Genomic DNA, 21,714 nt, shown 5'->3' with positions numbered 1-21,714 from the left:
AGGAGAGCGTGCACATCACCGGTGACCACCGGCGCCTGGCCATCCAGGGCCGCCTCGACGTCCGCAGCGCCGCCGACGCCCGCGCCCGCCTGCACCAGGCGGTCGACGGCGGGCAGGGCGACCTGGTCCTCGACCTCGCCGGCCTGGAGTTCTGGGACGCCACCGGCCTCGGCGTCATCATGGGCACCCACCGCAGGGCCGGCCGCCTCGGGCGGCGCCTGGTGCTGCGCGCCGTTCCGGCCCAGCTGCAGCGCCTCCTGGTCGCCACCCGCCTCCACCGCATCCTCGCCGTCGAGGGCACCGTCCCGGACGCCTACGGGACCACCTTGCCCGTCGTCCTCTGAGACGCGCTTCCGGCCGGACGCCCGGTAGGGCAGTGACCCAGGGGCGGGAGGCTCTGCTGATCTGCGGCTCCGCCGCGGGGCGCGCAGGGGTGCGGCAGCACGTGCAATCGGCTGACGTGCCCCGACCCCACACCGGGCCGCCTTCCGGACTCGCGCAGTTCCCCGCGCCCCCGGAGACGTAGCCGCTCACGGAGGAGCGGCAGTACGTGCAACTGGCTCGCCTGCCCCGATCTCACGCTGGGCCGCCTTCCGATTCGCGCAGTTCCCCGCGCCCCTGACGGCCCTCCGGGCCGCAGCCGCTGCCCCGGGTAGAGGTGGCGTGGGCGGGTGTGCGAGAGTCTCCGGTCAGACAGTCGGCCTAGACGGGGCGGAGCGAGATCGTGAACCAGCCATCCGGTGACGTCCGGCAGGAGGCGCCGCGCCAGCGGAGTGGTGAGCTGGTCACCGGCGACTGGCTGCTCGCGGTGGGCGGGGTGGACGGGTCGGAGTTCCGGCCGTGTCCGCCGGAGTGGCGGCCGCAGCCGCGGCGGGTGGTGGCGGACAGCCACCGGCCGACCGCCGCGGCGGTGGGGCCGCTCGCACTGGGGAGCGCTGCCGCGGACCAGCCGCTGCTGGACCGCGAGGCGGACGTCGCGCAGCTGCTGGGCCTGCTCGCGGAGGGCCGTTCGATACGACTGGTGGGCCAGGGCGGCTCCGGCCGGACCGCGCTGCTGGGGGCGGTGGCGGATGCCGCCGGTGACCTTGCCCCGGACGGGGTGGTGCGGCTGACCGGTCACCGCCGGACCTCGGCCGATCTGCTCCAGGACCTCTACGCGGCCACCCACCGGTCGGCTCCGTTCCGCCCCGACCAGGACCAACTGCGCGACCTGCTGGCCCCGTTGGGCGCCGTGGTGGTGATCGACGACGTCGAGCCGAGCGGCCCCGAGCTGGAGGAGCTGCTGGCCGCCGCGCCGGACTGCGCGTTCCTGGTCACGGTCGCCCCCGGCAGTCCTCAACTGCCGCCCGGTTCACGGCTGCTGGACCACCTGGTGGCCGGGCTCTCCCGGCCCGCCTGTCTGAACCTGGTGAGCCGGCTGGCGGGCCGCCCGCTGGACGAGCACGAGCGGGCCTGGGCGATCGACCTCTGGTTCGAGTCCGAGGGACTGCCGCTGCGCTTCGTGCAGGCGGCCGCGCTGCTGCGCCAGCGGGACGCCGAGGTGGACACCCTGGTGGCCGAACACGAGGACCGGGGGCGGGTGTTCGGCCTGGTCAAGGAGGTCGCCCAGCCGGACGACCCGGCCGAGCTGGAGGGGGAGCTGCGCCGTTCGGTGCCGCTGCCCTCGGTGGCCGAGTCCGCCGCGCCGACGCTGCGGCTGGCGGCCGGGCTGAGCGAGGCGGCCCGGGCGGTGCTGCTGCTGGCGGTGGCACTCGGCGGGGAGTGCCCGACCGCCCCGCACCTGCCCGCGCTGATCGACGTGGGCCTGGGCGAGAGCGCCCTGCAGGAGCTGACCGAATGCGGTCTCGCGGTCTCGATCGGGGGCCACCACCGGCTCACCGACGGGGTGTTGGAGACCCTGGCGGAGCACTGGGAGACCGGCGAGGTGGCCTTCGGGGCGGCCCGGCACTTCTCCTGGTGGGTGGGGCACAGCTCGGTCAGCCCGGCCCAACTGGCCGCCGAGGCCGAGGTGGTGATCGGCGCGCTGCTGTCGGACCAGGCGGCCGGACGGCCGGAGGAGGTGCTCCGGCTGGCCCGTGCGGCGGCGCCCGCCTTCGCCCTCTCGCTGCGCTGGGGCGCCTGGGAGCAGGTGCTGGAGATCGGCCTGGAGGCGGCCCGGGAGATCGGCTCCGCGACCGAAGAGGCCTGGTACCACCAGGAGTTGGGCGTCCTGGCGGCCTGCACCGGGGTGGCCGGTCCGGCCATCGGGGAGCTGGAGGCGGCACTCTCACTGCGGGCCTCGGTGGACGAGGCCCGGGGCACCGCGGCCGGGCGCCGGATGCTGGCGCTGCTGCGGGCCGGGACGGGCCGGGCGATCGAGGGCTCGGGCCGTCCGGGTGGCGGCCGACGGCCCGTCATGCGGGCGATCGCCGCCCAGGTGCCGCTGCGTTTCCGCAAGATGCCGCGGGGCGGCCGCCGCCGGGCGGCGGTGGTGGCCGGGGCGGCGGTGCTCGCGGTCGGCGTGCTCGGCACGGCGGTCGGTCTGAGCCTGGCCCGGAGCGAGGAGCCGGGCCGGGGCGGCCGCAACGGGGTGGTGGACGAGGGCGTCTACACCGGTGACGTCAGCATCCCCCCGGGCACCACGCCCGCGCCCACCCCGAGCCCGACGGCCACTGTGCCGTCCCCCTCGCCGACCGAGTCGGAGAGCCCGAGCCCGTCCGCGAGCCCGTCCAAGAGCGGTACCCGCAAGCCGAGTTCGAGCCCGAGCAAGTCCTCGTCCACCCCGACCGGCCAGCAGCCGAGCCAGCCGCAGCCGACGACCCAGGCGCCGACCACCAGGCCGGCCACCACCCCGCCGGGCACGACCCCCACGCCCACCCCGACGCCCACTCCCACGCCCACCCCGACGCCGACCGAGAGCAGTACGGCGCCGGGATCGCCCTCGGCGTCCTAGAAGAGCTTCAGCTTGTCGTCGTCGATGCCGCGCAGCTCGTCGTAGTCCAGCACCACGCAGCCGATGCCGCGGTCGGTGGCGAGCACCCGGGCCTGGGGCTTGATCTCCTGGGCGGCGAAGACGCCCTTCACCGGGGCGAGCAGCGGGTCGCGGTTGAGCAGCTCCAGGTACCGGGTGAGCTGCTCGACGCCGTCGATCTCGCCGCGGCGCTTGATCTCGACGGCGACCGTGGCGCCGTCGCCGTCCCGGCCGAGGATGTCCACCGGGCCGATGGCGGTGGGGTACTCACGGCGGATCAGGGTCCAGCCGGTGCCGAGCACCTCCATGCGGTCGGCCAGCAGCTCCTGGAGGTGGGCCTCGACGCCGTCCTTCACCAGGCCGGGGTCGACCCCGAGCTCGTGCGAGGAGTCGTGCTGCACCTCCTCCAGGGTGATGATCAGCTTCTCGCCGGCCTTGTTGGTCACCGTCCAGACGTCGCCGTCCTGCTTCAGGGAGCAGGGGGGCGACATCCAGTTGAGGGGCTTGTAGGCCCGGTCGTCGGCGTGGATGCTGACGCTCCCGTCCGCCTTGACCAGGATCAGGCGGGTCGCGGAGGGCAGGTGGGCGGAGAGCCGACCGGCATAGTCGACGGAGCAACGGGCAATGACGAGACGCATGGTTGACCACGCTAGCCCAGCGGGGCCAGTTGAAGCGAAACCGCGACGGACGGGTGATGAACCCGCGTGGACGGCGAAACATGGAGTCTGCACCCCGCCCCGCGCCCTAGCTCCACGGGTTGTCAGGCGGGTGGGGGCCACACAACGGGGACGGAGCACTTCGATGAACGATCCGACGGGATTCGGCCAATCTGACGGGGCACGCGGCGATTGCGGTTCGAATCGGGGGATTCACCGGCCGTACTGACGACCGGATGTCACTCTGTGGTGAGCGGTCGTAGCTTTCCACAACGGCACCAACGGCACGACGTACGACCACCCCGGCGGTCCGCCCGGGGTGGACCGCGAGAGGAGAACCCATGTCGCTCGACGTCTCACCGGCCCTGCTGGAGAAGGCCGAGAGAGGAGAGGTCGACGAGAGGGAGTTCGTCGACTGCGTCCGAACCTCCCTGCCGTACGCCTGGGACCTGATCAGCTCGCTGGTCGCCCAGGTGCAGGTGGACGGCACCGACTTCGCCGACAACCAGGTACCGCCGCCCAGCGAGCAGGCCCGGGGCCAGCTGCTGCGGGCGATGGCCAGCGACGCGATCCGGGGGGCCCTGCAGCGGCACTTCGGCGTCCGGCTGGCGTTCCAGAACTGCCACCGGGTCGCGGTCTTCGCGCCCTCGGAGCAGAGTGACGAGCGCTACCACCGCTTCACCTCGGTTCGGGCCCAACTGCTCAACCAGTCCGAGGAGTTGCGGGACTGCTGAGGACCGTTCAGCGCACCGCCGGGACGCCGGGCCGTCTGCACCATGGCCCGGCGTCCCGGCGTCCGCGGAGCGGTCCTCAGGCCAGCTGGGGGAGCACCTCGGTGCCCAGCCGGGCGATGTTCTCCATGGTGGCGGCGTGCTCGCCCGAGCCCTCGGCCAGCAGGGCGAAGCGCCGGATGCCGGTGCGTTCGGCGGTGGCCAGCAGCCGGTCGGCGGCCTGCCGGGGCGTGCCGACCGCGTGCAGGTCGCAGAGCAGTTCGGTGTACTCGCGCGGATCGCGCATCCGGCGCTCCCGGCCGTCCACCGTGCGGTGCGCGCCGAGCCCGTGCTCGAACCAGCCGGGCATCGCGGCCAGCAGCCGGGCCCGGGCCGTCGCCGTCCGGTCCTCGATCTGCGCGACCCCGGCCGCCATGTGCTCCCGCTCCACCCGGGCCAGCTGCTCCTCGCCCCGGCCGCACTCCCGCCAGGCGGTCCGGTAGGCCTCCAGCATCAGCGACTTGTCCTCGTCACCCGAGTGCATCCCGAGCAGCATCGGCAGCCCGCGCTCGGCGGCCGCCCGCACGCCGGCCGGCGAGGTGCAGGCGGCGATCACCGGCGGACCGCCGTGCGCCGCCTCGGAGCTGACGGAGTGTTCGCCGTTCGGGCGCTGGCGGGGGAAGCGGGTCAGCGGGCCCGAGCGGCCGTCCAGCCAGTCGGCCAGTTCGGCGGGGCGCGGCGTGGTCGCGCGGGGCACCACGTCCACCGGCGGGAAGTTGAACTGCGGCCCCTCCGCGCCCACCCGGGAGCCGCGCAGCCAGCGCAGCAGCAGGTCCAGCCGCTCGCCGAAGCCCTCCTCGTACGCGGCCGCCCCGGTGCCGAACACCGCCAGGTCGATCCACGGCCCGCCCCGGCCCACGCCCAGGGTGAACCGGCCGTCCGAGGTCAGGTGGAGCAGGGCGGCCTTCTCGCCGAGGGCCACCGGGTGGGTGGTGGAGAGCACGCTGACCGCCGTGCCGACGCCGATCCGGCGGGTCCGGCCGAGCAGCAGGGCGGCCAGGGTGGCCGCGTCCGGGCAGACGCCGTAGGGCACGAAGTGGTGCTCGGCCAGCCAGACCGAGTCCAGGCCGGACCGTTCGGCGGTCTCGGCGGCGGCGACGGTGCGGCGCAGCACCGCGCCGTGGTCCTGGCCCGGGAACTGGGCCGACAGCAGGAACGCGCCGACCCGGATCGAGTCGGTCCCCGACACGCCGCCCAGTGCCGGGGCCGGGGGCAGGTCGAGCTGAGGGGTGGTCAGTTGGTCGGTGTCGGTCATCGGATGGCCTCCTCGGGTGCCGCAGGGGATGCGAGCCCCGTCTTGTCCCTCGTTGAGTAACCGATGTCATGTGCCAATGGCACTCGGAACGCCCCAATTCGCGGAAGATCGGGTGGATCTCCCCGGAAACCCTGAGGCTCCGTCGGCCCGCGTGGTAGGGCTGCGGAGCGGGGTGGTGCGCCCCGTGCGCCCCCGTACCCTGGAAGCCCAGACCGTCCGCTCCGTCCGAGAGGTGCCCGCCGTGTCGCCCCGCCGCAAGCCGCCCCGCAAGCAGGCCGCCCCCGACGAACCGTCAGGTGTCCCGTTCGGCGGCACGCTCCGGCGGGTGGAGGAGTACGACGGCGAGGACTGGGTGGTGCAGACGATCCCCGGCACCTCGGGCCGCTTCTACCGCTGCCCGGGCTGCGACCAGGAGATCCCGCCCGGCGTCGGCCACGTGGTCGCCTGGCCCGCGTACGGCGCCGGCGTCGACGACCGCCGGCACTGGCACCGCGCCTGCTGGGGCGCCCGCGAGCGCCGCACCACCAACGTCCAGCGCGGCAGGAACGCCCCCCGCCACTGAGGGCGGAGGGCGTTCCGAGGGGCGCTGAGGGGCCGTCAGGCGTCGCGCTTCTTCAGCACCAGGATGCCGCCGGCGACGGCGGCCACCGTCCAGGCGAGGCAGATGAAGAAGCCCGCCCAGGGGCCGTAGGGCTGGTCGGCCGGCTCGTAGACCGCGAGCATCCGCGATCCGGCGTAGTCCGGGAAGTAGCGCGCCACGTTCTTGGCGTACGGCACGATCGAGAGGATCGGCGAGAGCAGGAAGAAGAACGGCACCAGCAGCCCGAGCGCGAGCGTCTGGTTGTGCAGCATGGCCGTCACCCCGGCCGCGAACAGGCAGAGCATGGTGAGGTAGAGCACCGCTCCGAACACCGCCCGCAGCACGTTCGGCTCGCCCAGCGTGGTGCCGTGGTCGCCGAGCGCGGCCTGCCCGGCGAAGAAGCTGACGAAGGCCGTGACCAGCGAGACCGCCAGCGCCAGGCCGCCGAGCACCGCGCACTTGCCGAGCAGCAGCGTGGCCCGCTGCGGCACGGCGGCCAGCGAGACCCGGATCATGCCGCTGCTGTACTCGTTGCCGACCGCCAGCACGCCGAAGACGATGATGGCCAGCTGACCGAGCATCATCCCGGCGAACGACACGGCGGTGGCGTCGAAGGGGGTCTCGCCCGGCCCCGGGGCCCTGAAGTCCTTGGCGGTGAAGACCGAGGCCAGGACGCCGACGCCGAGCGTGACCACGAAGGCCAGCGCCAGCGTCCAGGCGGTGGAGCGGACGCTGCGGATCTTGGTCCACTCGGACTGCAGCACGGCGGGGAACGACGCCATCAGCTCTTCTCCTTCCAGCCGGTGCCCCAGGCCGCGTCGGGCCCCGGGCCGGCCGGGCTCGGGCCGCCCCCGGCCTGGTACTGCACCGAGTCGGCGGTCATCTGCATGAAGGCCTCCTCCAAGGAGGCCTGCTGCGGGCTCAGTTCGTGCAGCGTCACCCCGTGCGAGGCGGCCAGCTCGCCGATGTGGGCGAGGTCGCCGTCCTCGATCTCGTACGAGGCGGCCGGCCCGGGGACGGCGTTCAGCCCGGCACTGTGCAGGGCGGTGAGCAGCTGCTCGACGTGCGGGGTGCGGACCCGCACCGCCGAGCGGGAGTTCTGCTTGATGAACTCCGCCATCGAGAGGTTGGCCAGCAGCCGGCCCCGGCCGATCACCACCAGGTGGTCGGCGGTCAGCGCCATCTCGCTCATGAGGTGGGAGGAGACGAAGACGGTGCGGCCCTCGGAGGCCAGCCCCTTCATCAGGTTCCGGATCCAGAGGATGCCCTCCGGGTCGAGCCCGTTCACCGGCTCGTCGAACATCACGATCTCCGGGTCGCCGAGCAGCGCCGAGGCGATGCCGAGCCGTTGGCCCATGCCGAGCGAGAAGCCGCGCGAACGCTTCTTGGCGACGCCGGTGAGCCCGACCAGGGCGAGCACCTCGTCCACCCGGCCGCGCGGGATGCGGTTGCTCTGGGCCAGCCAGAGCAGGTGGTCGTACGCGGTCCGGCCGGGGTGGACGGCCTTGGCCTCCAGCAGCGCGCCGATGTACTTGAGCGGCTCGCTGAGCTGCCCGTAGCGCTTGCCGTCGATGGTCACCCGGCCGCTGGTCGGGTGGTCCAGGTCGAGGATCATCCGCATGGTGGTGGACTTGCCGGCGCCGTTCGGCCCGAGGAAGCCGGTGACCACGCCCTGGGGCACCTGGAAGCTCAGCCGGTCCACGGCGACGGTGTCGCCGTAACGTTTCGTCAGCTCGTGCAATTCGATCATGTGCGCTCCCTCACTCTCCGTCAGGCTATGACAAACCGGACAGCGGAGCGCGCTGCTGCGGCCGGTCGGTGCGCCGCCATACGGTGGGGCCATGACTCTCCCCGCCTACGGCACCCACGGCGTCGGCACGCCGCTGGTGCTGCTGCACGCCTTCCCGCTCTCCGCCCGGATGTGGCAACCCCAGCTCGCACCGCTCGCCGACGTCGCCATCCTGATCACCCCCGACCAGCGGGGCTTCGGCGCCACCCCCGTCGGCGACGCGCCGCCCTCGCTCGACACCGTGGCCGACGACCTGGTGGAGCTACTGGACGAACTGGGCCTGGAGCAGGCGGTGTTCGGCGGCCTCTCGATGGGCGGCTACGTCGCGATGGCGCTGGCCCGGCGCCACCCCGAGCGGATCGCCGGACTGCTGCTCGCCGACACCAAGGCCACCGTGGACACCCCCGCCGCCAAGGCCAACCGGGAGCGGATCGCGAGCGCGGTGCTCGCCCGGGACAGCGTCGCCCTGCTGGCCGAGGAGAAGATCGAGGACGGGCTGCTCGGACCCGGGACGGAGCCCGAACTCACCGCCCAGGTACGGGAGATGATCGCGGATGCTTCCCCGGCGGGCGTCGCCTGGGCGCAGCGGGCGATGGCGGCGCGGCCGGAGTCGTTGGCGGCCCTGCGGGCACTGGACGTGCCGGCCGCGGTGGTGGTCGGCGAGCACGACGCCCTCACCCCGCTGGCCGAGGCCCGGCTCGTCGCGGAGGCCCTCCCCGACGCCGAACTCACCGTCATCCCGGGCGTCGGCCACCTGAGCTCCCTGGAGGCCCCCGAGAGCTTCAACGCCGCCGCCCGGGCCCTGCTGCGCCGGGTCTGACCTGACGGCCCGCCAGGCAGCCTCCCAGGGCGTTGCACCGGGGGCGCGGGGAACGGCGCGCGGGGGAACGGCAGCACGGGCAACTGGCTCGCCTGCCCCGATCTAGCACTGGGCCGCCTTCCGGACTCGCGCAGTTCCTCGCGCCCCCGGGCAGCTGCCCTTCCGGGCGTCGCCGCGCATGCCAAAGGGCCCGCACCCTCCCCGGAGGGGGTGTGCGGGCCCTGAGGGTGGGTCAGCGGGACTGCTGGGCCGGGACGCCGAGGGAGTCGTCGGTCGGCAGCGAGGCGGCCGCGACGGCCGCGCCCGTGAGGGTGGCGAGCATCTCGCGGACGTTGGTGAGCTGGGCGTTGATGGAGTCGCGGCGGTTGGTGAGGGCCGCGAGCTCGCGCTCGGATTCGCTGCGGATGCGGTCGGCCTTGGCGTTGGCGTCGGCGACGATGTCCTCGGACTGGCGCTGGGCCGTCTCGACGGTCTGGCGGGCGCGGCGCTCGGCGTCGGTGCGGAGCTTCTCGGCCTCCAGGCGGAGCTGCTCGGCGCGGTGCTCGATCTCGGCGAGGCGCTTCTCGGCCTTGGCCTGACGGGCCGCCAGGTCGCGCTCGGACTGCTCGCGGCGCTTGGCCAGGTTGGTCTCGAACTCCAGGGCGGCCTGGGCGGCCTTGGTGCGGGTCTCCTCGAAGAGGGCGTCCGCCTCCTCGCGCTTGTTCTGCGCGTCCTTGTTGGCCTCGGCGCGCAGCTGGGCGCTGTCGCTCTTGGCCTTGTCGACGATCCGCAGACCCTCGTCCTCGGCCTTGGCCTTGCGGTCCTTGGCGTAGTTCTCCGCCTCGGTGCGGACCTGCTGCGCGGCGGCCTCGGCCAGCTCACGGTGCTGCTCGGCGGCGCGGTGCGCCTCGTCGCGCAGGTCCTTGGCCTCCTCCTCGGCGAGGCGGAGGATCTTCTCGACCCGGGCGCCCAGGCCGGCGTACGAGGGCTCCTGCTCGGAGACCGCGGCCTGCGCGCTCTGGGTCTCCAGGTGGAGCTCCTCGATGCGCTTCTCCAGCGCGCCGATCCTGGTCAGGGCGGAGTCGCGGTCGGCCACCAGCTTGGTGATCCGCTCGTCGACCTGGGCACGCTCGTACCCACGGCGCACCAGGTCGAAGCCGTGAGGGGAGTGACTGTCGCTCATGGGGTTCTGGGCTTCCTGTCGTTAACCGCTGAGGTGGTTGAGGGAATCCTGACACGTTATCGGAGTGTCTACGGCGAAACGCCGTTGCTCCGCGGACAATGTCCGCTCAATCGGGTGGTGCGCTGCCGGTGCGATTGCCCCCCGAACGGGGCGATCCCACTCCGGCACCGGCCTTCGCCGCCCCGTCCTTCTTGCCACTGCTTCCCCCGTTGGCCTGCGCGACCGGTGACGGCGCCTCGAAGGCCTCCAACGCGGACAGGACGTCCTGCACCCGAGAGATCTCGGTGTTGATGTCCTTCCGCCGACGGACCAGTTCGTCCAACTCCCGGCGGCCCTCGTCGGTCACGCGCTGCGCCTCGGCCTTCGCCTCGGCCAGCATCCGCTCGGCCTCCTCGGCCGCCAGGGCGAGCTGCTCCTCGGCGGCCTCGTCGGCCCGCTTCAGCCGCTTCTCGGCCTGGTCGGAGGCGTTCTCCAGCTGCTGCTCGGCCTCCTCCTGAGCGGCCGTCAGCTTCTGCTCCGCCTCCTGCTCGGCGGCGGCCAGCGCGGCCTCCGCCTCGGTGCGCAGCTTGTCGGCCCGCTCGGTGGAGGCGGCGAGCTTCTGCTCGGCCTCCTTGAGCAGGCCCTCCGCCTTGCGGACGGCGGAGATGCGCACCTTGCCCGCCTCGGCGGAGGCCTCCGAGGTGAGCTCGGCGGCCTTCTCCTCGGCGTCGGCGACCAGCTTCGCGGCCTTCTCCTCGGCCTCGGCGACGGCCGTGGTGGCCTGCTCCTCGGCCTCGGTGAGCTGTTCCTGAGCGGCCGTCACCAGCGCGTCCACCCGCTCGCCGGCCGACTTCATGGCCTGCGCGTTCTCCTTGCGGGCCCGCTCGTGCAGGGCCTCGATCTCGGAGTCGGTGCGCTCGCGCAGCTCCTCGGCGCGCTCGCGGATGCCGGTGGCGTCCCGGCGGGCCTCGGAGAGCAGCGCGTCCGCGTCGGCGCGGGCCCGCTCCACCTCGGCCTGGCCGGCCGCCTCGCCCGCGGCGGTGAGCCGCTCGGCCTCCTTGCGGGCGGCCGCGACCATCGCGTCGGCCTGCTCCTCGGCGGCGGCGGTGGTGGCCAGGGCGGTGGCCTGGGCGTCCTCGCCGAGCGACTCGGCGTCGGCGAAGGCCTTCTCCAGCACGGCCTTGGCGCGGTCCCGGGTGGCCCGGTCGAACTGCTCGGCGGCCTCGCGGGTCTCGGCGTCGTAGGTGTCGGCCCGTCCCCGGGTGGCGGTCTCGTAGTCGTCGGCCAGGGTGCGGGTGGCGAGCGCGTACTCCTCGGCCTCGGCCCGCAGCGCGGCACCGAAGTCCTCGGCCTCCGCGACGGTGCGGGCGGCCTGGTCCTCGGCCTCCGCGACGGTGCGGCGGGCGACCTCCTCGGAGTCCGCCCGGGTCTGCGCGGCGTACTCCAGCGCGTCCTGCCGCTCGGTGACGGCCTCGGCCCGCAGCTGCTCGTCGTAGGCCCTGGCCTCGGCCCGGTCCCGGGCGATCTCGGTGGCGGCCCGCTCGCGGTCCCCGGCCAGCTCGGCGGCGATCCGCTCGCGCAGCGCGGTGGTCTCCTGCTCCGCGTCGGCGCGCAGCGCGGCCACCTCGGCGTCGACGGCGGCGCGCAGGGCGTCCGTCTCGGTGGCGGCCAGTTCGCGCAGCTCGGCGGTCTCCAGCTCGGCCAGTTCGCGGGTGTCGGCGGCCTCCCGCTCGGCGGTGGCGCGCAGGTCGGCGATCTGCTGCGAGGCGGCTTCGTGCAGTCCGGCGACGGACTGGCGGATCTCGGCGGCCTCGTCCTCGGCGGCCGAGACCAGCTGGGCGGCCTCCCGTTCGGCGGCGGTGCGCAGGTCGGCCAGTTCGGTGGCGGCCTGGGCGCGCAGCTCGCCGACCTCGGTGACGGCGGCGGCCGCCTCCTCCTGAGCCTGCGTCAGCTCCCGGGCGCCCTCGGCCCGCAGCTCCTCGGCCTCCCGGTGGGCGGCGGCCAGCTCCTCGGCCACCTCGGCCGCGGTGCGCTCGCGCAACTCGGTGGTCTCGGTCTCGGCCTCCGTCCGCAGCCCGGTCACCTCGGCCTCGACGGCGGCGCGCAGGGCGTCCGTCTCGGCAGCGGTGCGCTCGGTGAGTTCGGCCGCCTCGCGGGCGGTGCGCTCGCGCAGTTCGGTGGTCTCCGCCTCGGCGGTGGCCCGCAGGCCGGCCACCTCGGCGTCGACGGCCGCGCGCAGGGCGTCGGTCTCGGCGGTGGCCAGCTCGCGCTGCTCGGTGGTCTCGCGGGCGGTGCGCTCGGTGAGTTCGGCGGCCTCGCGGGCGGTGCGCTCGCGGAGCTCGGTGGTCTCCGCCTCGGCGGCCGCGCGGAGGGCGTCCGTCTCGGTGGCGGTGCGCTCGGTGAGTTCGGCGGCCCCGCGGGCGGTGCGCTCGCGCAGTTCGCTGGTCTCCGCCTCGACGGCGGCGCGCAGCGCCTCGGTGTCGGCGGCGGTCCGTGCGGTGAGCTCGTCGGCCTCGGCGGCGGCGGCCTCCCGGTCGGCCCGGGCGGCGGCCAGCAGCTCGGCGGTCTCGGCCTGCTCGCGGTCCAGGGCGGTCTGCGCCTGGGCCCGTTCGCGGCGGCTCTCCTCGCGCAGCGCCTCGGCCTCGGTCTCGGCCTCGCCGCGCCGGCGGACCGCCCAGGTCTCGGCCTCGGCCCGGTGGCCGTCGGCCCAGTCGGAGGCCTCGGTGCGGGCGGCCTCGGCGGCGGCCCGGCTCTCGGCGGCCAGCGCCTCGGCCGCGGCCTGCGCCTCGGCGCGGACCCGCTGGTCGAACTCGACGGCCTCGCGCCGGAGTTCGGCGGTCTCCCGCTCGGCGGCGGAACGGTTCTCGGCGGCCGCCGCCTTGGCCGCGGCCAGCGCGTCCTGGCCGCGCTGCTCGGCGGTGGCGGTGACCTTGCGGGCCTCCTCGCGGGCCCGGGTGAGGGTCTGCTCGGCCCGGCCCTGGGTCTCGGCGGCCCGCTCCTCGGCCTCGGTGCGCAGCCGCTCCAGCTCGGCGGCGGCCCCGGCCCGCAGCTCGTCCGCGTCGGCCTTGGCCTTGGTGAGCAGCTCCTCGGCGGTCTTCGCCGACTCCTCGATCCGCAGCACCGCCTGGCGCCGGGCCTCGCCCTCGACCCGCTCGGCCTCGGCGGTGGCCCGGGCGTGCAGCTCCTCGGCCTCGGCGCGCAGCCGCTCGGCCTCCTGGTGGGCCCGGGTGAGCTGCTCGTGGATCGCGGCGGCGTCCTCCTGGGCGGCGTGCTGCGCCTGCTCGACGGCGGCCTGAGCCTCCGTCAGCAGCCGGTCGGCCTCCTCGGCGGCCTCGGCGCGCAACCGTTCCGCCTCGGCGGTGCCGGCCGCGACGGTCTCGGCGGCCTCCCGGTCGGCCCGGGCGACGGCCTCCTCGGCCTGCTTGGCGGCCTTGGCCAGGTGCAGGGCCGCGTCCTTGGCACCCTCGGCCCGGCCGGCCTCGCGGGCCTCCTCGTGCAGCCGGGTGACGGCGGCCTCGGCCTCGGCGCGGAGCTCCGCGACGGCGCGCTCGGCCTCGGCCCGCTGCTCGGCGATGGCCGCCTCGGCCTCGGCGCGCAGCTCGTTCGCGACCGACTCGGCGGAGCCGCGCAGCCGCTCGCTCTCCTCGGCGGCGGCGGCCCGGGCGGCCTCGGCCTCGGCCTTGACGGTGGCGGCCTCGGCCTTGATCCGGTCGGTCTCCTTGGTGGCGGTGGCCACCATCCGGGCGATCTCGGCCTTGGCGGTCTGCGAGCGCTGGTCGGAGGCGGCCTCGCCGTCGGCGACCAGCCGCTGGACGGCGGCCTCCGCCTCGGCCAGCTGCTGCTCGGCGGCGGCCTCGGCCTGCGCCCGCAGCTCGGCGGTCTCCTGGCGGGAGCGCTCGGCCTCGGCCAGCACCTCGGCCCGGAGCCGCTCTATCTCGGCCTGGGCGGTGCCCAGCGCCTCGGTGGCGCGCTGCTGGTCCTCGGCGGCCTTCAGCTTGAGCTGGCTGATCTCGGCCTGGGCCTCGTCGAGCCGCTGCTCGGCGGCGGCCTGGGCCTCGGCCAGCCCGCGCTCGGCGGCCGCTCGGGCCTCCACCAGGCGCTGTTCGGCGGCGGCCTGGGCGCCGGCCAGCTGCTGCTGGGCCTCGCCGGCCACGGCCTCGGCCTGGGCGTTGGCCTGCTGGGCCTGCTCGGAGGCGGCCCGGAGCAGGCGCTCGGCGTCGTTCTGGGCGCGCAGCAGGGCGGCCTCGGCGGCGGCCTGCGCCTCGCCGCGGGCGGCGTCCACGTCGGCGGCGGTCTGCGCGCGGGCCTGGTCGGCCAGGGCCTCGGCCTCGGCGCGGGCGGCGGCGACCAGCCGGTCGCACTCGGCGCGGGCCTCCTGGAGCAGGCGCTGGGCCTCCTGCTCGGTGCCGGAGCGGGTCTGCTCGGCCCAGGCGACGTTCTCGTTGACGTGCCGCTCGGCGTTGTGCCGGAGCTCGGCGAGCTCGTCCTCCAGCTGGCGGCGGCGGGCGTTGTACTCGGCCTCGATGCGGGCGGTGCGCTCGGCCGCCTCGGCCATCAGCCGCTGGGTGGCCTGCTGGGACTCGTGCAGTTGGCGCTCGGCCTCGGCGCGGAGCTGCTGGGCCTGCATCTCGGCGTTGCGGAGCATCTGCTCGGCCTGGCCGGAGACGGAGTCGAAGGCGCGCGGCTGGGCGAGCTGCCGACGGGATTCGTGCAGCTTGGCCCGGAGCACCTCGACCTGGTAGGCGAGGTCCTCGGCATGCTGGACGGTCTTGTCCCGCTCCTTCCGAGCCCGGTCCAACTCGGCCTCGAACTGGGAGAGGTGATCGTCAGCCTCGTAGCGGTCGTAGCCCCGCACTCCGCGGTCCCATCCATCTCCTGGTCGCGTCCTCGACCCGGCCCTCGCGGCCCCCGTGGTGGGGCCGTTCCGGCTGGTCCTTGCAGCCGTGGCGGGTGCCACGGTCGGAGTCCGGGGGCGTCCGGCGCGCGGTCGTTCCGCGCTCCGCCGTCCGGGTGGACTCCTGAGCGAACTCTTGCCTGTGGAGAATGGTGACAGATCCGAACTGCGACCGTGTCGTCGCGCCCGGTTGGTGGACTCCCCTTGAGCCGGGGCCAGCGCCAGCTGCCCCCGTCATCGGCCGTGCCCGCCGGACCGGTCCTCCCCGGAGCTTCGCGCACCCGGGCATTGTAGTGGGACGGCCTGTGGAGGGAATGGCCCCGGTGCGCTTTTCCGAGGTTACTGACGGGTCGCCGGCCGACGGACGGTGCGGGGCCGTACGGACACGACCCCGCCGCCGCACCCGGGGGACCTCAGTGGGCGTCGCCCTGGGCGGAGGTGACCAGCTCGGTCAGGACGCCGCCGCAGTCCTTGGGGTGGAGGAAGGTGATCCGGGAGCCCATCGAGCCGATCCGCGGCTCCTCGTAGAGCACCCGGACGCCCTTGGACTTGATGTCGGCCGCGTCGCCGTCCACGTCCGCGGTGCCGAAGGCGATGTGGTGCACGCCCTCGCCGTTCTTCGCCAGCCACTTGGCGACGGTGGAGTCCTCGCGGGTCGGCTCCAGCAGCTGGAGGTAGGAGGCGCCGCCGTCCGAGGTGTCGTTGATCTTGAGCATGGCCTCGCGGACGCCCTGCTCCTCGTTGACCTCGCTGTGGAACACCTCGAAGCCGTAGGTGGCGCGGTAGAACTCGACCGTCTTGTCGAGGTCGAAGCAGGCGATCCCGATGTGGTCGATGCGGGTCAGCACGGCTGGCCTCCGGGGGTGAGTGAGGGGTTTGAAAGGTGGGTACCAGTGCAGCGCACCGAGTTGACGCAGCGCCAGCACGTCACGTGCGAGCCTGCTCACAATTCACCGGCCCGTGCTGACACAGTGTTGACCGGTGGGTGACACGTGCCGCTGATCACACCTCGGCTCCGGTGACGCACGGGTTACGGCTCAGTACATTGAGGCCGCATCCCCACACCCTCATGCCTGACGCGCGAAGGGGCTCGTCTCATGACTACTTCAGTGATCGTCGCCGGTGCCCGGACCCCCATGGGGCGGCTGCTCGGTTCGCTCAAGGGCTTCTCCGGCGCCGATCTCGGCGGCTTCGCGATCAAGGCCGCGGTGGAGCGTGCGGGCCTGACCCCGGACCAGGTCCAGTACGTGATCATGGGCCAGGTGCTGCAGGCCGGCGCCGGCCAGATCCCGGCCCGCCAGGCCGCCGTCAAGGCCGGCATCCCGATGAACGTCCCGGCGCTGACCGTCAACAAGGTCTGCCTCTCCGGCCTGGACGCCATCGCGCTGGCCGACCAGCTGATCCGCGCGGGCGAGTTCGACATCGTGGTGGCCGGCGGCCAGGAGTCCATGACCAACGCCCCGCACCTGCTGCCGAAGTCCCGCGAGGGCTTCAAGTACGGCGCGATCGAGATGCTCGACTCGATGGCCCACGACGGCCTCACTGACGCCTACGAGTCCATCCCGATGGGCGAGTCCACCGAGAAGCACAACACCCGCCTGGGCATCGAGCGCGAGGTGCAGGACCGGCTCTCCGCGCAGTCCCACCAGCGCGCCGCCGCCGCCCAGAAGAACGGCGTCTTCGAGGCCGAGATCGTCCCGGTCGAGATCCCGCAGCGCAAGGGCGACCCGGTGCTCTTCTCCCAGGACGAGGGCATCCGCGCGGACACCACCGTCGAGGGCCTGGCCAAGCTGCGCCCGGCCTTCACCAAGGACGGCACCATCACGGCCGGCTCCGCCTCGCAGATCTCCGACGGTGCCGCCGCGGTGATCGTGATGAGCAAGGCCAAGGCCGAGGAGCTGGGCCTGAGCTGGATCGCCGAGATCGGCGCCCACGGCAACGTGGCCGGCCCGGACAACTCGCTGCAGTCGCAGCCGTCCAACGCGATCAACCACGCGCTCTCCAAGGAGGGCATCGGGGCCGAGGACCTCGACCTGATCGAGATCAACGAGGCCTTCGCCGCCGTTGCGTACCAGTCGATGCTGGACCTGGGCGTCTCCGAGGACAAGGTCAACGTCAACGGCGGCGCGATCGCGCTGGGCCACCCGATCGGCATGTCGGGCGCCCGCCTGGTGCTGCACCTGGCCCTGGAGCTCCAGCGGCGCGGTGGCGGCACCGGCGCGGCGGCCCTCTGCGGCGGCGGCGGCCAGGGCGACGCCCTGATCGTCCGGGTGCCCCGCAGCTGACGCACTCCGCTCAAGTGGCAGCGCCCAGGGGCGCGAGGAACTGCGCGCGGGGGAACGGCAGCACGTGCAACTGGCTGACGGTGGTTCAGTTGCCGGTGGGCCGCCTTCCGTACTCGCGCAGTTCCTCGCGCCCCTGGGTCGCTGCCCTTCCGCACCACCCACTTCCTCAAGGAGCAGTGCATGGTCGACGTTGCGGCGCTGGTCGAGCAGGCCCGGGAGGGCAGGCCGCGGGCGGTGGCGCGGCTGATCTCCCTGGTGGAGAACGCCGCGCCGCAGCTGCGCGAGGCGATGGCGGCGTTGGCCCCGTACACCGGGCGGGCGTACACGGTCGGGCTGACCGGGTCGCCGGGGGTGGGGAAGTCGACGTCCACCTCGGCGCTGGTGACGGCGTACCGGAAGATGGGCAAGCGGGTCGGCGTGCTCGCGGTGGACCCGTCCTCGCCGTTCTCCGGCGGGGCGCTGCTGGGCGACCGGGTGCGGATGCAGGACCACGCGACCGACCCGGACGTGTTCATCCGCTCGATGGCCACCCGGGGGCACCTGGGCGGGCTCTCCTGGGCCGCTCCGCAGGCGCTGCGGGTGCTGGACGGGGCGGGCTGCGAGGTGATCCTGGTGGAGACCGTCGGGGTCGGCCAGTCCGAGGTGGAGATCGCGGCGCAGGCGGACACCTCGGTGGTGCTGCTGGCCCCGGGGATGGGGGACGGGATCCAGGCGGCCAAGGCCGGGATCCTGGAGATCGGCGACGTCTTCGTGGTGAACAAGGCGGACCGGGACGGCGCGGACGCCACCGCCCGGGAGCTCAACCACATGCTGGGCCTGGGCGAGGCCCGGGAGGCGGGGGACTGGCGGCCGCCGATCGTGAAGACGGTGGCGGCCCGCGGCGAGGGCGTCGACGAGGTGGTCGAGGCGCTGGAGAAGCACCGCGCCTGGCTGGCCGGGAGCGGCGAGCTGACGGCCCGTCGGGTCCGCCGGGCGGCGGACGAGGTCGAGGCGATCGCGCTGGCCGCGCTGCGGGCCCGGATCGGCGACCTGCGCGGGGACCGGCACCTGTCCGCGCTGGCGGAGCGGGTGGCGGCCGGCGAGCTGGACCCGTACGGCGCCGCCGACGAGCTGGTCGCGGGGCTGACCGAGAGCTGAACCCGGAGCGGGTACGACGTCGGCCGGACACCCGTGGGGTGTCCGGCCGACGGTGCGTCAGGCCGTGGTCAGCTGCGGCCCTTGAGGCCGCGCAGGTGCTCGGCGACCGGGGCGAGGGCGGCGTACAGGGCGTCGATCTGCTCCGGGGTGAAGCGGTCGATGAAGTGGTGCCGGACCGAGCGCACGTGGTCGGGGGCGACCTTGCGCAGGATGTCCCAGCCGTGTTCGGTGAGGTGGGCGAAGAGGCCGCGGCGGTCGCCCGGACACTCCTGACGGAGCACCAGGCCCGCCGACTCCATCCGGGTGATCTGGTGGGAGAGCCGGCTCTTGGACTGCAGGGTGGCGGTGGCCAGGTCGGTCATCCGCATCCGCCGGTCGGGGGACTCGGAGAGCACGACCAGGATCTCGTAGTCGTTGTTGGCCAGCCCGTGGGGCTGCAGTTCGCGCCCGAGCTGGTACTCGAGCAGGTGGCTGACCTCCAGGTGGGCGCGCCAGAACTGCTGCTCCTTGGCGGTGAGCCAAGGGGTCTCCTCCTCCGCCACCGGCGGGGAGGAGACCTCTGCGGGGGTGTCGGTAGAGGCGTCCATGGCAGACAGCATACCGAGATAGTTCAAAGTTCTACAATCGTACGGAAGGGCCTAGAGTCCGAACCGCCGGCCGAGGTCGCCCAGGTTCCCCAGCCCCGGCACGTTGACGTTGGGCAGCTGCTGCCCGCCGTGACCCTGGCTCGGGACACCGTACCCGCTGCCGGGGACGCCGGCCTCGGCGTGCACCACGCCGACCGAGCGCTCCGCCATCAGCGTCTCGCTGGACTGGATGAGCACGGTGCCCGCGCCGATGAACTCGAACTGGTGCTCCTCGCCGGAGGCGCCGCCGATCCCGGTCAGCTGGCGCAGCCCGCCGAGCAGGCCGCTCATGTACCCGTGGTCGTAGTGGTGGCACGGGGCCGGGCAGTCGGCCCAGCCGACCAGCGCCTGCGGGTCCACCTTGATCGGGGGCTCGACGAAGTGCACCGGGCCGTTGGAGGCGGCCACGAACTTGCCGGTGCCGATCAGGGTGAGGAAGCCCGGGATGATCGACTGCTTGAGCTGGAGGGTCGGCTCGAAGGCCAGCAGGTTCCCCGAACGGACCGTCAGGTTCCCCTCCTCCAGGTCGTAGGAGTTCAGGTCGAAGGCGCGGTCGGCGAGCAGCAGCTTGCCCCGGCCCTCGGCCACCACCCAGTCGGAGGCGTGCAGCGGGGAGTTGAAGTTGCGGCCCAGCGCGCGGTCGATCGAGCCGTGGCCCACACCCGTGAAGCGGACGTCGCCGTAGTAGGCGATCATCTTCCCCTTCTGCAGGTAGTAGGGGCCGTTCAGCTCGACCGAGAAGCAGTACGGGTTGACGTTGTCGTTCACCGGCAGGCTGTGCACGTCGTGCACCGGCGGCGGCTCCGGCATGCCCTGGCCCGGCTGCGGCATGTGCTGGGTGGGCGCCTGCGGCGGGTAGCCGGCCTGCTGCGGGGGCGGGTAGCCCGGCTGCTGCTGCGGGTACCCGGGCTGCTGGCCGTACGGCTGCTGGGGCGGCGGCGGGTAGCCCGGCTGCTGGCCGTAGGGCTGCTGCGGGGGGTACGGCTGCTGCGGCGGGTAGGACATCAGAGCTTCTCCTCGCTCGCCTGGACGTACACCACACCGTGGCCCGAGAGCTCCAGCTGGAACGCCTCGCCGGAGCCGCGGCCCACCATGTCGCGCCACCCCAGCGAGGTGGACAGCTTGTTCTGCACCTGGCCGCGGTGGGCCACGTAGGCCTGCGGGTCCACGTGCACCGGCTGGCCCGGCTGGATCTGGAGCTCGACGAAGCCGCCGTGCGCCATCACCGCGACCGAACCCTGGCCGCTGAGCTGGGTGGTGAACAGGCCCTGGCCGCTCATCTGGCCGCGCACCATGCCCATCACGCCGCCCTGCGAGCCGAGGAAGACGGTGGACTGCTGGAGCGTGCCGTCGAAGGCCAGCAGCCGGTCGGCCTCCACCAGCAGGGTGTCGCCGGTGAGTTCGATGATCTGGACGTGGTGGCCGCCGTGGCCGAAGAGCACCGAGCCCTGGCCCTCGACGTTCATCAGCGGGGTGTCCTCGTTCGCCACCCGGCGTCCGATCATGCCCATCACGCCGCCCTGACCACCCATCACGTTGGGGGTGAAGGAGACCTCGCCGGTGTAGGCGATCATCGAGCCGCGCTGGCTGAGGATGCGCTGGCCGGGGAAGACCTTGGCCTCGATCAGCTTGGAGTTGACCTTGGTGAACGGCATCAGACGTCGCCCCCGATGGTGAGCCGCTCGGAGGGCTGGACGTAGACCAGGCCCTCACCGTTGAACTCGACCTGCACGGCCTCGCCCCCGCCCTCGCCGATCAGGTTGGCGGTCCAGCCGCCGCCGGACTTGAGCGCCCGGTTGAGGTTCCCGGTGTGCGCGATGTACGCGCCCGGGTCCACCCGCAGCGGCAGCCCCTGGGAGACCCGCAGGATGACCGCCGGGCCCTTGGAGGTGAGCGCGGCCCAGCCGTGGCCCTCCACCTTGGTGGTGAACAGGCCCGTGCCGGAGGCCATCCCGTTGAGGCCGGTGAAGCTGGTGCCGGTGCTGAGGGTCGCCTCGGTGCAGAGGAGGTTGTCCGCCTCCACGTAGAGGGTCTCGCCGTTCAGCCGGACGAGGTTGACCTCGGTGGCCCGGTCGGCGAAGTAGCAGGTGCCCTGCCCCTTTACCTCCATGACCTGCATCTGCTCGCCCGTCAGCCGGCGGGTGACCATGCCACGAAGGCCGTCACCACCGCCGCTGAGCTTCTTGAAGTTCATCTGCCCGGTGTACGCGACCATGCAACCGTTGCGGGCTTTGACCGAGTCGCCCGCCAGGTCGACGGCGAGCACTTTGGAGCCCTGGAGTCGAAACTGTGCCACGCGCTGAAGATAGCGGTCCGGTTCGCGTCGGCGGGAGGGGCCGCACGCCACTGGTACGAATCCGGTACACGGCCCCCCGGCTTCGGGGTGGAGGTAAAGGGCGGGTCATAATGTCCGGGCAGCTTTGTGCACCGGTTCACAAACTAGCTGTACAAACGCCGACGTTACGAGGTACCCACCGTGAAGAGCAGTGCCGTCCACCGCCTCCGCCTGGTCTCGGCCCCCGAGGGGCTGTCCTTCATCCTGCTGCTGATCTGCTCGGTGCTGAAGCGCACCACCGACTTCAACGCGGTCCCCGTGATGGGCATGGTGCACGGCGTGCTGTTCGTGCTCTACGTGGTCTTCCTGGCGCTGGCCTGGCAGAAGCAGCGCTGGGACGCCAAGCGCGGCATCGTGCTCTTCGTGCTCTCGGTGCTCCCCTTCGGCGGCTTCGCGGCGGAGCGGATGCTGGCCAAGGAGGAGCGCGGCGAGTACCCGGCCGGCGGGCAGCCCGCCACGGCCTGACCCGACGCGCG

The 21,714-nt window shown here is 73.7% G+C and carries 19 protein-coding genes; 8 read left to right on the top strand and 11 right to left on the bottom strand.

Features of this window, described 5'->3' with window-relative positions; all coding sequences use genetic code 11:
- The first annotated feature begins 8 nt into the window (after positions 1-8).
- Positions 9-344 (top strand): STAS domain-containing protein, encoded by a 336-nt coding sequence (locus ACIA8O_RS29375; protein WP_396296997.1) that lies wholly within the window; start codon positions 9-11, stop codon positions 342-344.
- A gap of 380 nt (positions 345-724) precedes the next feature.
- Positions 725-2,932 (top strand): ATP-binding protein, encoded by a 2,208-nt coding sequence (locus tag ACIA8O_RS29370; protein WP_396296996.1) that lies wholly within the window; start codon positions 725-727, stop codon positions 2,930-2,932.
- On the opposite strand, the gene nucS is transcribed toward ACIA8O_RS29370, so the two are convergent.
- Positions 2,929-3,588 carry an endonuclease NucS gene (nucS, locus tag ACIA8O_RS29365; RefSeq protein ID WP_396296995.1) on the bottom strand — a complete coding sequence of 220 codons (660 nt, stop codon included), beginning with the start codon at positions 3,586-3,588 and terminating at the stop codon, positions 2,929-2,931. The two genes, ACIA8O_RS29370 and nucS, sit on opposite strands and share 4 nt — an antisense overlap.
- A 359-nt stretch (positions 3,589-3,947) precedes the next feature.
- On the opposite strand from nucS, the gene ACIA8O_RS29360 reads away from it, so the two are divergent.
- Positions 3,948-4,340 carry an SCO5389 family protein gene (locus ACIA8O_RS29360; RefSeq protein ID WP_396296994.1) on the top strand — a complete coding sequence of 131 codons (393 nt, stop codon included), beginning with the start codon at positions 3,948-3,950 and terminating at the stop codon, positions 4,338-4,340.
- Between the two features lie 76 nt (positions 4,341-4,416).
- Here ACIA8O_RS29360 and ACIA8O_RS29355 read toward each other — a convergent pair whose 3' ends face one another.
- The gene (locus ACIA8O_RS29355; RefSeq protein WP_396297190.1) at positions 4,417-5,547 is read right to left on the bottom strand and encodes an LLM class flavin-dependent oxidoreductase; all 1,131 of its coding nucleotides are present in this window, start codon (positions 5,545-5,547) and stop codon (positions 4,417-4,419) included.
- A gap of 325 nt (positions 5,548-5,872) precedes the next feature.
- Between ACIA8O_RS29355 and ACIA8O_RS29350 the strand changes: the two genes are divergently transcribed.
- Positions 5,873-6,193, top strand: a complete 321-nt coding sequence (locus ACIA8O_RS29350; RefSeq protein WP_396297189.1) for an ATP/GTP-binding protein — start codon at positions 5,873-5,875, stop codon at positions 6,191-6,193.
- A gap of 35 nt (positions 6,194-6,228) precedes the next feature.
- Here the strand turns inward: ACIA8O_RS29350 and ACIA8O_RS29345 are convergent, their stop codons facing one another.
- Both ACIA8O_RS29345 and ACIA8O_RS29340 read right to left on the bottom strand, forming a co-directional pair.
- Complete coding sequence (locus tag ACIA8O_RS29345; RefSeq protein WP_396296993.1) at positions 6,229-6,993, bottom strand: ABC transporter permease subunit; 765 nt, start codon at positions 6,991-6,993, stop codon at positions 6,229-6,231.
- Positions 6,993-7,961, bottom strand: coding sequence for an ABC transporter ATP-binding protein (locus ACIA8O_RS29340; protein WP_396296992.1), 969 nt, complete (start codon positions 7,959-7,961; stop codon positions 6,993-6,995). Before ACIA8O_RS29340 ends, ACIA8O_RS29345 begins: the two co-directional genes overlap by 1 nt.
- Before the next feature lie 91 nt (positions 7,962-8,052).
- Between ACIA8O_RS29340 and ACIA8O_RS29335 the strand changes: the two genes are divergently transcribed.
- On the top strand, positions 8,053-8,820 hold the full coding sequence (locus ACIA8O_RS29335; protein ID WP_396296991.1) for an alpha/beta fold hydrolase: 768 nt from the start codon (positions 8,053-8,055) through the stop codon (positions 8,818-8,820).
- Between the two features lie 232 nt (positions 8,821-9,052).
- On the opposite strand, the gene ACIA8O_RS29330 is transcribed toward ACIA8O_RS29335, so the two are convergent.
- The 3 genes from ACIA8O_RS29330 to mce all read right to left on the bottom strand — a co-directional run bounded on the left by ACIA8O_RS29330 (position 9,053) and on the right by mce (position 15,703).
- Positions 9,053-9,982 carry a cellulose-binding protein gene (locus ACIA8O_RS29330; RefSeq protein ID WP_345290136.1) on the bottom strand — a complete coding sequence of 310 codons (930 nt, stop codon included), beginning with the start codon at positions 9,980-9,982 and terminating at the stop codon, positions 9,053-9,055.
- 106 nt (positions 9,983-10,088) lie between these two features.
- The gene (locus ACIA8O_RS29325) at positions 10,089-14,816 is read right to left on the bottom strand and encodes a hypothetical protein (protein ID WP_396296990.1); all 4,728 of its coding nucleotides are present in this window, start codon (positions 14,814-14,816) and stop codon (positions 10,089-10,091) included.
- 452 nt (positions 14,817-15,268) lie between these two features.
- Complete coding sequence (gene mce / locus ACIA8O_RS29320; RefSeq protein WP_396296989.1) at positions 15,269-15,703, bottom strand: methylmalonyl-CoA epimerase; 435 nt, start codon at positions 15,701-15,703, stop codon at positions 15,269-15,271.
- A 249-nt stretch (positions 15,704-15,952) separates the two neighbouring features.
- Between mce and ACIA8O_RS29315 the strand changes: the two genes are divergently transcribed.
- Together ACIA8O_RS29315 and meaB are read left to right on the top strand one after the other, a co-directional pair.
- Positions 15,953-17,140 (top strand): acetyl-CoA C-acetyltransferase, encoded by a 1,188-nt coding sequence (locus ACIA8O_RS29315; protein WP_396296988.1) that lies wholly within the window; start codon positions 15,953-15,955, stop codon positions 17,138-17,140.
- Positions 17,141-17,320: 180 nt separating this feature from the next.
- Entirely contained in the window at positions 17,321-18,277 is a 957-nt protein-coding gene (gene meaB, locus ACIA8O_RS29310; protein WP_396296987.1) for a methylmalonyl Co-A mutase-associated GTPase MeaB, read from the top strand.
- 68 nt (positions 18,278-18,345) lie between these two features.
- Here the strand turns inward: meaB and ACIA8O_RS29305 are convergent, their stop codons facing one another.
- From ACIA8O_RS29305 to ACIA8O_RS29290, 4 genes are all read right to left on the bottom strand, one after another.
- Positions 18,346-18,864 (bottom strand): MarR family winged helix-turn-helix transcriptional regulator, encoded by a 519-nt coding sequence (locus ACIA8O_RS29305; RefSeq protein ID WP_396296986.1) that lies wholly within the window; start codon positions 18,862-18,864, stop codon positions 18,346-18,348.
- Positions 18,865-18,915: 51 nt separating this feature from the next.
- Positions 18,916-19,734, bottom strand: coding sequence for an AIM24 family protein (locus ACIA8O_RS29300; RefSeq protein WP_396297188.1), 819 nt, complete (start codon positions 19,732-19,734; stop codon positions 18,916-18,918).
- Positions 19,735-19,907: 173 nt separating this feature from the next.
- A complete protein-coding gene (locus ACIA8O_RS29295) occupies positions 19,908-20,558 on the bottom strand; it encodes an AIM24 family protein (protein ID WP_396296985.1) in 651 nt (216 codons plus the stop codon).
- Positions 20,558-21,199, bottom strand: coding sequence for an AIM24 family protein (locus tag ACIA8O_RS29290; protein WP_396296984.1), 642 nt, complete (start codon positions 21,197-21,199; stop codon positions 20,558-20,560). Before ACIA8O_RS29290 ends, ACIA8O_RS29295 begins: the two co-directional genes overlap by 1 nt.
- A gap of 180 nt (positions 21,200-21,379) precedes the next feature.
- Here ACIA8O_RS29290 and ACIA8O_RS29285 point away from each other — a divergent pair, with 180 nt between their 5' ends.
- Positions 21,380-21,703 (top strand): DUF3817 domain-containing protein, encoded by a 324-nt coding sequence (locus tag ACIA8O_RS29285; RefSeq protein WP_396296983.1) that lies wholly within the window; start codon positions 21,380-21,382, stop codon positions 21,701-21,703.
- Positions 21,704-21,714 lie beyond the last annotated feature (11 nt).

It is taken from the genome of Kitasatospora sp. NPDC051853 (assembly GCF_044452665.1).
In the GTDB taxonomy this organism is placed as follows: domain Bacteria; phylum Actinomycetota; class Actinomycetes; order Streptomycetales; family Streptomycetaceae; genus Kitasatospora.
The sequence above is the reverse complement of the archived record's forward strand: the minus strand, read 5'-3'. Positions and strand labels throughout refer to the sequence as shown.